Source organism: Enterococcus durans (genome assembly GCF_002277935.1).
Classification (GTDB): Bacteria; Bacillota; Bacilli; order Lactobacillales; family Enterococcaceae; genus Enterococcus_B; species Enterococcus_B durans.
Map to the genome: position 1 here is coordinate 795,216 of NZ_CP022930.1, position 14,034 is coordinate 809,249.

The window sequence follows — 14,034 nt, forward strand, 5'->3', positions numbered from 1 at the left end:
TTGGGACAAAAGTAAGAAACACTTTTGTCCCGACCTCTTTTTTAAAAAAATTTGTTATTCAGCCGCTGCTAATTCAGCAGCTTTTTCTCTTTCTTCTGTCAACAATTTGTTGTCGTAGAATTTGATGAATGGCAACCAGATAAAGAAGGCAAGGATTGCGCATAGTACAGCTAACACAGCCGCTTTCCAGTCACCACCACTACCAACGAATGCTCCGATACCAACTGGTGAAGGCCAAGGCATTTGTGCTAACATTGGTTTTACGATCTCAAATTTGATTGCGAAATAAGCAAGTGAAGCAGACGCCATCGGTGCTAGGAAAAATGGAACAGCTAAATATGGGTTATAAACGATTGGCATCCCGAAAATAATCGGTTCGTTGATATTAAAGATTCCTGGCACCAGTGAAGCTTTCCCTAACACTTTTAATTGATCGGATTTTGCTAAGAAAGCAATGAAAATGATCAATCCTAATGTCGCTCCTGAACCGCCGACTGTTACATAAGAGTTGTTGAACTCTCCGGCTAGTGGGAAGTTAGCACCTTGTGCATTCGCTGCCATATTCGCTAACACGATTGGGGTCAAGAAGGAAGTGATGATATTTGCCCCATGGATCCCCACGATCCATAACGCATGGATCAAGAAATAGATGACCATGATCCCTAGCCAAGTATTTGTCAACTGCGTAACGAAACCAAATGGGATCGAGATCATTTTAAAGATATCTGTGCCTAATACAATCAAAAGTCCATTAACGATCATTACAGCAAATGCAATGACAAAAGTAGGAATCAATGCAGTAAATGAACGAGATACACCTGGCGGAACAACATCGGGCATCTTGATGACCCAGTTACGTTTGACACACATACAATAAAGTTCAACAGCAATGATCGACATGATGATCGCTGTAAAGATACCTGAAGTGCCTAAACGTTCAACAAATGCGCCCATCCGTATACCACTGACTACAGTTTCAGTATCTGTCACACTTGCAAGCAAGCGAACTTTTCCATCGCTCAAACCCATTTCAGGAATACACATGAAGAAGGCAAAAACGGATAATAATGCACCTGTCAGCGGATTGACATTCAATCCTTGTTCTTCTTTTTCAATCGAAGTCAGTTCATAAGCAAAAACAATAGCAAAATAAATGGATAAGATACCCATCGTCATTGTATTAACGATCATATATAAATCACTGACTTTGAAAAAGGTACTATTGAAAAAACCTTCAAGAAACGGAAATGGCAACGGTAAAATATTCAAAACCAAAAACATGGAACCTACGATCGTGAATGGGATAGACGCCATCCCAGCCGCCATGACAGCACGAACGATTTTAAACTGAGCGATTTTCCCCATTGGACCCATTAAGTACTTCTGCAAAAAATTAAACATTAGTTACTCTCCTTTCCTAAATACGCTGCTTGTTCAAATGTTTTGATCCTTTGATACTGACGATCTTTGTTTACTTGGATGCTTTCCAAACGTTTATGACACAGAGCACAAATCAGGCACCCACTCCCTAAAAATACGATCATCCCTAATTTTCCATATAGATTATCGACCATAAACGGAAACATTGAAGTATAAAACGGCGTAAATAATAGACCGCAGAGTAGCCCGTTCATGATCCCTTGCCACTTAAAGTACCCTTTTGTTCGTGGCACAGTGTTTTGATGTTGTCGATAGAGCCGGATTTGTTCACCCACAGCAGGTAAGATCAACCCGATTAGTCCAATCGGAACAATCAGAAAAATACTTTTGCTGACTAATAGAATAATCAACCAGTAAAGATTCATAAAAAAGAAGCCCGCTGTTAGATAACGAATGATCAGATAACGATTGAAATACATGATTTTCAAACTAAACTGTTTTTTCTCTATTTCCAATTGTTTTTTTTCTGCATCTCCCATCTTACTTACCCCTTTATGAATGTTTTTGATACAGATACGCCATCTCAGTTGCCACTTCCAGTAAGGTCATCGTTGTCATCAAATGGTCTTGTGCATGAACCATGATGATCTCCATTTCGATTTTTTGCCCACTGGCGTATTCCTTCAATAAGTTCGTTTGTGCTTTGTGCGCCTGTAAAATCTCCTCATTAGCTTTAGTCAGCTGTTCATCTGCCTCTTCAAATTTTCCCTGACGCATGTCTTTGAACCCTTCATGAATCAGCGTTCTTGCATTTCCGCTATGAAGAATGATATCGAAAGCGGTTACTTGCAGCTCTTCACTACTGATAGTTTCAGACATTTTTTCTCCCCCTTACTCGACCATTTGGCTAAATTGATCATTAAAATTGTGAAATGTAGGTGTCTCTAAAATATGGTGCTGTAAATCAGTCCGATCAATAAATCGGACGATTGCTTTGGTCACTACAGTAATCCCTCCGTTTTCAATAAAAGAAGGTGAAACTAAAAATACAAACTGGATACCTTCATGTTCATCCCAAGTCATACCTCCTGGAATAAGGGCAACCGCGATTTTCGTAGTTGCTCCGATAGGAATCGCAGGATGAGGAACGACGATATTCTCACTAAAGATGATCTGCCCCATCTTCTCCCGTCTCTTTATTTGTTCCGTCATTTCAAAAAGATATTCATTTGCTTCTTCTTGTCCTAAAAGTTGGAGCAATTCTTGGATCACTTCTTCTTTTGTTGGTTGTTGTGCGTAGACAGTGAACCATTTTTCCGAAAGCAACTGTTGGTAGTAGTATTGCTTTTTCTCAGCTGGTAAACTGATGCTTTCCTTCTTTATACTCTGACAAGGCAGACATTCAGCAATCGTTTCACGAATTTTCTGAATATCTTGGCTATTCAAAAAGACACTGACATGCAAAACTGGTATTTTGAAAAACATGGTAGATAAATCAATCGAAGAGATGATCATATCGGCTTCTTTCAATACAGCTTCATTGATTTCGTAATATCCTTTTACATTCGTTACGACAATCGTTTCACCAAATTCGGACAACACTCGATTTTTGAGTAATTGGGCACTGCCGTAGCCAGTTGCACAAATGATCAATGCATGGATTTTATGCGTGGACTTGATTTTTTCCAATGCTGCCATGATATGCAGCGTTAGATATGCCCACTCATCGTCATTGATTTCATAATTACTTAGTAACGGCATTTGGCTAAAAAGCTGTTTTGTTTGTTCAAACGCTTGCCGATCTTCTTTCATTATTTCTTCTTTCAACGGATTTTCTAGCGCGATCCCTCGTTCTAATCGGACGAGCATGGGTGCCAAGTGATTCAACAAGCCGTTTTTCAATTGATGGTCTTCATTCAATGGACGATGAAAAAATTGAGCGAATTGATTCAATGTAACGGTTAATTCCGCAAGAAGTTCTTGATCGGTCACCTTTTCCTCTCGATTCGATTTTGCCATCAAATGTAGCGCTAGATAAAACACCTCTTCTTCTGGAAATACTACTTGCATTACTCGTTCGATTCGCACCATTATATTTTTCGATACCTGAAATTCTAAGCGACTCGCAATATCTTCGGTCAATGGGATTCCTTCGATGTGAAACCCTTCTCTGACACGCTTGATCGCTAATGCTAAATGCAGTGTTAAATTTTGGATGATAAAATCCGATACTTTTAGATTCACTTCTCTTATCTCATCCAAAATGATGATCACTAACTCTTCAATGTTGATTTCTTTAAAAAAGTGACTCGTTCCTAAATATTCTTTGAGTGAATTGGTATAATAGTTCCCAAAAAATATATCCATGATAAAATGACGTTTATCTTGCTCGTGCCCCTCGATCCACATTCCCTGATGCGGTTTCGAATTGATTCTCAGTGCATAGGGCAGTAATTTTTTCTTGATTTCATGAATATCATTGACTAGACTTGAACGACTGATGAATAATTCATCTTCTAAATCTTCAATGAAGATGGCTTCATCTTCCAGCAATAACTTATTCAAAAGATACTTTTGCCGATCTTCTGATTCAAAAAATTCTGTGACTTGCAGATCACTACGAAAAGCAACTTCCCTTTGCTTCAAAAAACGAGAAAATTCCAAGTGATCAAAGATTTCTAGTTGGTAGCCCTGTCCCTGTTTTGCAGATAGTTTTCCGCCATGCTCTTCCACTTCATCTTTGATCACTTTCATGTAATTACGGATCGTTCGATCAGATAAAGACAATTCAGATGCGAGACTCCGACTGGTGACATATTCTCCTTGATGGTCGATCAACTGTCTCAATAACAATTTTTCTATCTGTTTCATCTTTATCCACTCCTAATTAAATATTCTCCTCAATTAGCCCTGCCAAATTTTGGATGCCGGATGGAATGGGTACATAAGCTTGAAATGGAATGCTTACTACTGGTTTATCCACCGTTTTACCTAGTTTAACAAATTTATCCAGAAACATTGTGGTTTGAGGGCTGATCAAGAATAAATCAAAGTCACTGTTCTTGATCATTTTATCACCTTCGGTAGCAGAAACAGCATCCACCATAATGTCTTCGCCTTTGTCTTTAAATAATTCTGTTGCCTTTGACGCCATCATAGAAGATGACATCCCTGCTGCGCAAATAATCAATGCTTTTTTCATTGTTTTCCACTCCTTATGTTTTATTCTTTCTATCTAAGAGTTTACAGAGTAAGCGCTTGCTTTTCAAAATAAAAACTTCCGTATCATTAAGGAAAGGAATTACATTTTCTTGAACGTGCAAATGAACGTACAAAAAAAGCGTGTGATCACAAGTGATCACACACCTTTTAACAATGTTAGTTTATCGCAAAATTGAATTGTACAGCATACTGCGGCTTCAACGGATCAGTCAAACTATCAAAATCAAAGTTTTGGCCTACTGTACCGTAAAGTGAAAAGGCAAAGGAACTTGTCTTTTTCGGTAAAGTCACTAACTCTGTTTTCTGTGATAGATTTTGACCGTTCTCAATCAAAGGAATCGTAGCATCGTTGTAGTTATTAGACATTAAAAGATCGATGTCTGTTAGCTTCTCTGTTTGAGACTGACTCGTCATAGACGCCACTGACACAGTCAATTCTTCATTAGAGTTGTTTTGGATTTGATATTTTGGTGATACGATTCCACCACTTTCTTTACTTTCAGCAAAAGAAATACGTGCTGGGATCGTCACATCGACATATCCTTTCAAATTCATTTGGATCTCTAACTCACCTGAAAGATCTGTTGTATTCCCATATTCATCCGCTAAAGTAAGGACAAATTTATGCGTTCCTACTGTTAAATCAGTGAAGTCCGCATTATTTTCATAGGCTACCGTTACTTTGATTGCTTCAGGTGCCGTCCAGTTATCGGAAGGTTCCCCATCTAAATAATCTCTTGCATTTGGTTCTGCACTCCCTTTTTGGAAGGCTAAATTTTCTTTCAGTTTTCCTTGTGGCCCTGTTGTGTCCACAATGTTTGCTGATATCTTCATCGGTGAGGACTTGTTGCCTGCTTCGTCCTCCAGTTGGATATACGCATCAAGCGAAGTTCCTGGATTCATCCCTGCAATAGATGTTGCTGATCCGTCTGCATTGACTAAATGGAATCTTATATCCTTAGATAACGTCCAGTTGTCATTTACGGACGTAAAAAATTGGCGAAGTTCAGCTTGGCTTAAATCGCCAGTTCTACGAGCTTCGATATCCATATGCTCATTTTTTACAGTTCCCGTTGGCGCTTGCGTATCGTTGATCCGAACCAAGGCTCTTTCAAAACGTTTGCTATTTTTTTCTTCATCCGTTGCTGTGATTGCTAATATATAATGGTTATTTGCAGTATTTGGACCTAGTGAAGATAAACTACCTGAGCTCTTCAAAGTGATATCTTCGAGATAGCTCCAGTTATCTGATAACTCTTCAAAAAATTGACGCAATTCTTCTTGCGTGAAATTCCTCGATCGATCTGCTTCCATCGTCACCCTGGATGTTTTAACTCTTCCTTCTGGGGATTGTGTATCAACGACCGTATAGTTTGTTGTTGTCTGCTGTGTTGCATTTGTTACTTTGTTACGGATCGTAACATTTGCTTGACCTGCTTTCCCTGGTTCCCAGCCATTCGCTGATTCAGGTGTGGAAAAATCATAATGCTCATCGACCATACTAGGTAACCCTTGGAACCATGATTTGATCGTCTCTTTCGATAGTGCAGGCATCCGTTGTGCTTGGATAAGCACATTAGGTTCAATCACAAAAGACGTCAAGAAAAATTGAACAGGATAAGACCGCTTGTTTCCTGCCTCGTCGGTCAATGTCAATGTTGCTTGTTGCAAGCTGACACTTGGTGAAAAATCTACGATGGATCGATCCATTGTAGCTGTGATGTTCTTATGTTCTGACCAGTTATCGGAAAGTTCACCATTAAAGAACGTCAACAATTCTTCTCGGCTCCAATCGCCTTGGGTACGATACTCAAAAGTAGGTATCACAGTGTTCAATGTGCCTGTTGGTGCTTGGGTATCCACGATTTTGAATTCTGCATATCTACTATATTTATTTCCAGCTTCATCATAGATATCGATGTACGCCCAGTTATCACCAGGACCTCTTCCAGCAAGTTGTATAATGCCATGATTATCTGTTGCTTCAATTCGAATATCTTCCGGCAAGCTCCAGTTGTCCTGCAAATCGCCATCAATGAATTTCAACAAATCTTCGCGTGTCCATTCGCCCGTTCTTCGTGCTTCGATTTCCACGCCCTTCGTTTTGATTGTCGCAGTTGGTGCTTGGGTGTCGACAATGCGTATAAAGTTTCCAATTGGAAATGACTGATTTCCTGCTTCGTCTTTTAATCGAAATACGCCCGTTACTGTTTTTCCTGGTGCTATGCCAGCAATAGTTGTTATCCCATCATAGAAGGATAACTGAACCTTCATATCTTCTGGCAATGTCCAATTATCATTCATCGTCGTGTACATTTTCCGTAACTCTGCTTGGCTAAGGTCTCCGCTTCTACGAGCTTCAACCTCGATATTATCTTTCATGGTTCCTGTAGGGCGCTGTGTATCTACAATGCGGATCAATACACTCATCACTAATGACTTATTCCCCGCTTCATCTTCTAGTTGAAGGTGGAAATTATGCGTACCTGGCGCCTTACCCGCCACGGTTGTTGCTACGCCATTTGCATCGACTAAATGTATTTTTATGTTCTCTGATAATGTCCAGTTGTCACTTATCAGCATGACATGCCAACGTAGTTCTGCTTGGCTGAGATTGCCACTTCTACGAGCTTCCGCTTCCACATTATCTCTTGCAATTCCCGTTGGTGCTTGGGTATCTACAATACGGATCGGTATACTCATCCCCAATGACTTGTTTCCTGCTTCATCTTCCAGTTGAAGATAAAAAGTGCGGGTACCTGGTGCCTTACCTGCAACGGTTGCTGCTGCCCCATTTGCATCAACTAAGTGAACGTTTATATTCCCTTGTGACGTCCAATTATCACTCATTGTTGTGAGAAATCCTCGTAGTTCCGCTTGGCTAAGATTGCCACTTTTGCGAACCTCAATCTCCACCTCACCTTTTACAGTTCCTGTTGGTGCTTGGGTATCGCGAATGAGTAAACTCACTTGATTCTTAGGACCAGGGATCGTCTGATTTCCAAATTCATCCGTCAATAATAAATGTCCTGTAATGACTGTTCCTGGTTTTTGATTGACATCCACCGCAACATACCCAGTTCCTTGAGGTACGACTACTGACAATGAAATATTAGCAGGCAGTGACCAGTTATCCGAAAGACCGCCATCTACAAATCGAAGAAGTTCTTCACGCGTCAATCCACCAGTTCTGCGAGCTTCGACAGCGATTGTTTCTCCTTTGATTGTTGCTGTTGGCGCTTGCGTATCTTTAATCACAACGGCAACATTCTCAAAAACCCGACTATTCTTCTCTTCGTCAGCCGCAGTAATTTTCAATAGATAATGGTATCCTGAAACATTGGGGCTTAATCCAGCTAAGTTACTTGTTTTCAATGTAATATTCTCAAGCAGACTCCAATTATCCGACAAACTTTGAAAAATCTGACGCAATTCTTCTTGTGTGAAATCCCGTGATCGATTTGCTTCAAATGTCTGTCTGTATTTTACTGTTCCTTCAGGTGCCTGCGTATCAACGACTGTGTAGTTTGTTGCTTTCTGTTGTGTTGCATTGGTTAATTTGCTACGGATCGTAACATTTGCTTGACCCGTTTTTCCTGGTTCCCAGCCATTCGCTGATTCAGGTGTGGAAAAATCATAATGATCATCAACCATACTTGGTAATCCTTGGAACCACGACTTGATCGTCTCTTTCGATAGTGCTGGCAGCCGTTGTGCTTGGATAAGTACGTTGGGTTGGATCACAAAAGACGTCAATAGAAATTGGACAGGATAAGATTGTTTATTCCCTGCCTCATCGGTCAAAGTCAATGTTGCTTGTTGCAAGTTGACACTTGGTGAAAAATCTACGATGGATCGATCCATTGTAGCTGTGATATTTTTATGTTCTGACCAGTTATCAGAAAGTTCACCATTAAAGAAAGTCAACAGTTCGTCTCTGCTCCAATCCCCTTGGGTACGATACTCAAAAGTAGGCACTACGGTGTTCAATGTTCCTGTTGGCGCTTGGGTATCTACAATCCGTATCCGTATATACATCCGAGAAGATTTATTTCCTGCTTCGTCTTCTAGTTGAAGGTAAAAAATACGGGTGCTTGGTTCCTTACCCGCAACTGTTGTCGCCGTTCCGGTTGCATCAAGGAGATGTACTTTCATATTTTCTGACAATGTCCAATTATCGCTTATCGTAGAGAAAAATCCTCGTAACTCAGCTTGGCTAAGATCACCACTTCTGCGAGCTTCAACCTCCTCAACCTCACTTTTTACACTTCCCGTTGGTGCTTGCGTGTCTACAATACGGATCGGTACACTCATTCGTGCTGACTTATTCCCTGCTTCATCTTCTAGTTGAAGGTAAAAATCATGTGTACCTGGTGCTCTTCCTGCAATTGTTGTTGCCGTTCCGTTTCCATCAACTAAATGTACTTTCATATTTTCTGACAATGTCCAATTATCGCTCATCGTCGAGAAAAATCCTCGTAACTCTACTTGGCTAAGATCGCCATTTCTGCGAGCTTCAATCGTAATATCGCTTTTTACGGTTCCTGTCGGTGCTTGGGTATCCACGATTTTGAATTCTGCATAGTTGCCATTTTTATTTCCAGCTTCGTCATAAATATCAATATAAGCCCAAGTATTACCAGGTGCTCTTCCTGCAAGCGGATAAATCCCATTGTTATCTGTTGCTTCGATCCGAATATTTTCTGGCAAACTCCAGTTATCCTGTAAATCGCCATCAATGAATTTCAATAAATCGGCTCGTGTCCAATCTCCACTTCTTCGTGCTTCAATTTCAACTCCTTGAGTTTTGACTGTAGCTGTTGGTGCTTGGGTATCTACAATGCGTATCCGCTTGCTTCCAGCATTTTCCGAAATGTTTCCTGCTTCATCCTCCAGTTGAAGGTGAAAAGTAGTTTCTGTACCCGGTGCCTTACCTGCAACAGTTGTCGCTGTCCCAAAGTCATCCACCAAATATACTTTTATGTTCTCCGATAACGTCCAATTATCATTCAGCGTCGTGAAAAGTTCCCGTAGTTCCTGTTGGCTAAGATTTGTACTTCTACGGGCTTCCACATCGATTGTTCCACTTTTTACAGTTCCCGTTGGACGTTGGGTATCCACTATCTTAAATTCTACATATTCACCATATTGATTTCCAGCTTCGTCATAAATATCTATGTAAGCCCAAGTATTACCAGGTGCTCTTCCTGCAAGCGGATAAATTCCATTGTTATCTGTTGCTTCGATCCGAATATTTTCTGGCAAGCTCCAGTTATCCTGTAAATTTCCATCAATGAATTTCAGCAAATCAGCGCGTGTCCAACCTCCCGTTCTTAGAGCCTCAATTTCAACGCCTTGCGTTTTGAATTTAGCGGTTGGTTTTTGTGTATCTCTAACCGTATACCGAGTAGTGAATGTGTGTGTCGTACCATTCGAATTATGTTTCATAACCACTGTAGCAGTTCCTGTTGCGCCAGGTGCCCAACTAGCTGGACCTGTTGTGGAAAACGTGTAGTCATTCGAATTAGACGGCAGTATAGTAAACCAGGATTTGATTGTATCTTGAGACAAAGCGTTCCTGGTAGCTTCTACATCAACGCTGTCTTTGATCGCAGCAGATGGCTTTGGATTTTTCACGACGATCTCTCCGATAACTGCATCAGGATAATTCACATCTGCGATTTTTTTGGAGTAGTTATTGACCTGTGGTGCAACAGCAGTTGTTCCCATTGTTAAATTTCCTAAAAGACGTATAGTATCCCTTTCATTCGTATTAATAGTGGTAGTTTCCATCCTTATGATCGTCACATTGATTGTCACTTGACGACCACTAATAGTAGGTGTTGCCGTAACAGACAAATAAGACGGCACACCGGACCACCTCAGATTATTCAACGTATATGGATTTGAGAAGGATGGATGATTTCCATAATACATCTGCTGAAAATAAAAATCAGGTGCAGTGCTCAAATTACTAGCAATCCAAGAGATCCAACCATTTCCCGGAGCTTGCACCATCGTATACGTATCAAAAGTGACTGTAAATCTTTGAACTGCTCCTGCTTCTAAAGTCAATTCTCTATTCGTAACTCTCTGCATCTTACCCTCAATATAAGCACTTCTTCCATTATCGACTAAATGATGGCGATATGCGTTAAGGTTAGGTAACGAGTAAGTGCTCATCCGCATCGCTTCTGGCAAGACCATCAGCTGTTCTGTTTCCTCCTCTTTTGGCAAAACTGGCGAAGGTAGTCCATTTCCTTCACTACTTTCTTTCCCGTCTTCTGCAGAAGGAGGGGTCGTCTCTACTGTTTCTTCAGATGTTTCCGGAATAGGTGGTTCCGTAGTCTCTACTGTTTCTGGCTGTTCCGGTTGTTCCGGATTCGAATCCTCTGTAGTTGGTACTTCAGCAGGTTCCGTATGTACAGGTTCTTCTGCGGTCGATTCAGTCGTTGGAGGGTTACTTTCGATCGCTGGTAGTTCATTTTGCTCTTGTAAACGCTGAACCAATTCCGTGTCAATTTCAACTGGTGCCTCTTCTGCAAAAATGGTGACTGGAAAAAGGCAGTGTTGGAATAATAAGAGCGAAGTGGCTATTGTTCTAAAATTTTTCATTTGCAAATGTTCTGTCCCCCTTTCTAGTTCTAACATCATGAGCCTATCTAAAAATCATCTTATCTTAAGGCATTGCTTTTTCTTATTCATTCAAGTGCAGCCACTCATCGAAACGATGACTTACAAAAATCAACGGTTCTCTTATTTTTCATACATCCCCCCAAACGTCATAAAATCCCCACACTAAAATTATCCATGATTCTATTATTAGAAGAAAACCTTTTTTTACCGACAGATTGGTAAAATAATACCTTTAAAAGCAAAAAAGAGCAGGAAAAGTATGGATACTTTTTCCTGCTCTAAATGGCGGGATATCGTCTTTTTTTATCCCTTGATTCTGTTAATATAGTTACTTTTTTCTAGCTATATTGCCGAATTTCTTAGTTTGCTACGATGTTGACTAATTTATTTGGCACCACGATCACTTTACGCACTGTTTTGCCTTCGATATTTTCTTTGATCAACTCATTTTCTAAGGCTAGTTTTTCCAAATCTTCTTTTGCTAGGTCACGAGCAACGTTGGCTTTTGCACGAACTTTTCCATTGACTTGGAAAACTACTTCGATTTCATCTTCCACTAAAGCAGCTTCATCATATGTTGGCCACTTAGCATAAGAAATACCACCTTCATTGCCTAAGATCGCCCATAGTTCTTCTCCCATATGTGGTGCGATCGGTGCAAGCAACTGAACGAAACCTTCAATATATTCGTAAGGAAGAGCATCTACTTTATAGGCTTCATTGACAAAGACCATCAATTGAGAGATTGCCGTGTTGAAATGCAGTGTTTCATAATCTTCCGTTACTTTCTTCACTGTTTGGTTATACACTTTGTCTAATTTGCCATCGTTCAAAGTAGTGATACGATCACGCATTTTGTTGTTTTCGTCTACGATCAAGCGCCAAACACGATCTAAGAATTTACGGCTACCTTCTAAGCCATTTTCACTCCACGCAATTGATGCATCTAATGGTCCCATGAACATTTCATACAATCGTAATGTATCCGCACCATATTTAGCTACAACATCGTCAGGGTTCACTACGTTCCCACGAGATTTAGACATTTTTTCATTGTTTTCGCCTAGGATCATTCCTTGGTTATATAGTTTTTGGAATGGTTCTTTTGTTGGAACGACACCGATATCATATAAGAATTTATGCCAGAAACGTGCATACAACAAATGAAGTACCGCATGTTCTGCTCCACCGATATAGATATCTACTGGTAACCAACGTTCTAATTTTTCGTAATTGGCTAGTTCTTTTTTGTTGTGTGGATCGATATAACGCAAGTAATACCATGAACTGCCCGCCCATTGTGGCATCGTATTGGTTTCACGACGTCCTTTTTTACCTGTTACAGGATCGGTCACATTGACCCATTCATCAATGTTCGCAAGTGGTGACTCCCCTGTTCCACTAGGCTTGATGTTTTCCGTTTTAGGTAAGCGTAAAGGTAGTTCTTCTTCTGGTAAAGCAGTGACTGTTCCATCTTCCCAATGGATGATCGGAATTGGTTCACCCCAATAACGTTGACGTGAAAACAACCAGTCACGTAAACGATAGCTAGTTTCTCTTTTACCTACGCCATGTTCTTCCAACCACGTGTTCATTTTTTCAATTGCTTCTTGTTTGTTCATTCCATCTACAAAACCAGAATTGATATGCGCACCATCTTCTGTATACGCAGCTTCTGAGATATCTCCGCCTTCAATTACTGGCATGATTTCTAAATCAAATTTTCTCGCAAATTCATAATCACGTTCATCATGCGCAGGTACTGCCATGATTGCGCCTGTACCGTAAGAAGCTAACACATAATCTGCGATCCAGATTGGGATTTCTTTCCCGTTGACAGGGTTGATAGCGTACGCTCCAGTAAACACACCCGTCTTTTCTTTCGCTAGATCTGTTCTTTTAAGATCCGATTTTTTAGCTGTTTCTTCAATATAAGCTTCGACTGCTTCTTTTTGTTCAGGTGTCGTGATTTCTCGCACTAAGTCAAGTTCTGGTGCTAATACAGAATAAGTTGCGCCAAATAACGTGTCGGGACGTGTCGTAAAGACCGTATACGCTTTGTCTGTACCCGCTACTTTAAATTCTACGTTGGCTCCGACTGAGCGACCGATCCAGTTTCTTTGCATTTCTTTGATGCTTTCTGGCCAATCGACTAACTCTAAATCATCTAAAAGGCGATCTGCGTAAGCTGTGATTTTCAACATCCATTGGCGCATTGGTTTGCGTACGACATCATAGCCCCCACGTTCGCTTTTTCCGTCGATAACTTCTTCGTTTGAGATAACTGTTCCAAGCTCTGGCACCCAGTTCACAGCTACTTCTGCTTCATACGCTAAGCCTTTTTCATATAGTTTTGTAAAGATCCATTGTGTCCATTTATAATATTCTGGATCAGTTGTATTGACTTCACGGTTCCAGTCATAACTAAACCCTAAAGAATTGATTTGACGTCGGAATGTTTCAATATTTTTTTGGGTAAATTCAGCAGGATCATTCCCAGTATCCAGCGCATATTGTTCTGCGGGAAGACCGAATGCATCCCACCCCATCGGATGTAATACATTGAATCCTTGGCTTCGTTTGAAACGAGAAAGGATATCTGTTGCTGTATAGCCTTCTGGATGTCCTACGTGCAAGCCTTGTCCAGATGGATATGGGAACATATCCAATGCATAGAATTTAGGTTTTTCATGATCATCATGGGTATTGAAGGTATTGTTTTTTGCCCAATATTTTTGCCATTTCTTTTCAACTTCTTTATGGTTATAACTCATTTTCTATCCCCCTGCTCTATTT

General features: G+C 40.5%; 7 protein-coding genes. All 7 read right to left on the reverse strand.

The window, feature by feature from the left end:
• Positions 1-54 precede the first annotated feature (54 nt).
• The 7 genes from celB to leuS all read right to left on the reverse strand — a co-directional run bounded on the left by celB (position 55) and on the right by leuS (position 14,012).
• The gene (gene celB / locus CJZ72_RS03830; RefSeq protein WP_005877960.1) at positions 55-1,401 is read right to left on the reverse strand and encodes a PTS cellobiose transporter subunit IIC; all 1,347 of its coding nucleotides are present in this window, start codon (positions 1,399-1,401) and stop codon (positions 55-57) included.
• A complete protein-coding gene (locus CJZ72_RS03835) occupies positions 1,401-1,919 on the reverse strand; it encodes a hypothetical protein (RefSeq protein WP_081134144.1) in 519 nt (172 codons plus the stop codon). The genes celB and CJZ72_RS03835 overlap by 1 nt, the downstream gene beginning before the upstream one ends.
• A 13-nt stretch (positions 1,920-1,932) precedes the next feature.
• Entirely contained in the window at positions 1,933-2,259 is a 327-nt protein-coding gene (locus tag CJZ72_RS03840; protein WP_081134143.1) for a PTS cellobiose transporter subunit IIA, read from the reverse strand.
• A 12-nt stretch (positions 2,260-2,271) separates the two neighbouring features.
• Positions 2,272-4,251, reverse strand: a complete 1,980-nt coding sequence (locus CJZ72_RS03845) for a BglG family transcription antiterminator (RefSeq protein ID WP_095443640.1) — start codon at positions 4,249-4,251, stop codon at positions 2,272-2,274.
• 16 nt (positions 4,252-4,267) lie between these two features.
• Positions 4,268-4,582, reverse strand: coding sequence for a PTS cellobiose transporter subunit IIB (locus CJZ72_RS03850; protein WP_005877971.1), 315 nt, complete (start codon positions 4,580-4,582; stop codon positions 4,268-4,270).
• A gap of 176 nt (positions 4,583-4,758) precedes the next feature.
• The gene (locus CJZ72_RS03855) at positions 4,759-11,217 is read right to left on the reverse strand and encodes an ICP22 family protein (protein ID WP_232509780.1); all 6,459 of its coding nucleotides are present in this window, start codon (positions 11,215-11,217) and stop codon (positions 4,759-4,761) included.
• A 380-nt stretch (positions 11,218-11,597) separates the two neighbouring features.
• Positions 11,598-14,012, reverse strand: coding sequence for a leucine--tRNA ligase (leuS, locus tag CJZ72_RS03860; protein ID WP_095443641.1), 2,415 nt, complete (start codon positions 14,010-14,012; stop codon positions 11,598-11,600).
• Positions 14,013-14,034 lie beyond the last annotated feature (22 nt).

Excerpts from the sequence above, each read along its gene's own strand:
- celB (WP_005877960.1), bottom strand. The coding sequence starts at position 1,401 with ATGTTTAATTTTTTGCAGAAGTACTTAATGGGTCCAATGGGGAAAATC.
- CJZ72_RS03835 (WP_081134144.1), bottom strand. The coding sequence starts at position 1,919 with ATGGGAGATGCAGAAAAAAAACAATTGGAAATAGAGAAAAAACAGTTT.
- CJZ72_RS03840 (WP_081134143.1), bottom strand. The coding sequence starts at position 2,259 with ATGTCTGAAACTATCAGTAGTGAAGAGCTGCAAGTAACCGCTTTCGAT.
- CJZ72_RS03845 (WP_095443640.1), bottom strand. The coding sequence starts at position 4,251 with ATGAAACAGATAGAAAAATTGTTATTGAGACAGTTGATCGACCATCAA.
- CJZ72_RS03850 (WP_005877971.1), bottom strand. The coding sequence starts at position 4,582 with ATGAAAAAAGCATTGATTATTTGCGCAGCAGGGATGTCATCTTCTATG.
- CJZ72_RS03855 (WP_232509780.1), bottom strand. The coding sequence starts at position 11,217 with ATGAAAAATTTTAGAACAATAGCCACTTCGCTCTTATTATTCCAACAC.
- leuS (WP_095443641.1), bottom strand. The coding sequence starts at position 14,012 with ATGAGTTATAACCATAAAGAAGTTGAAAAGAAATGGCAAAAATATTGG.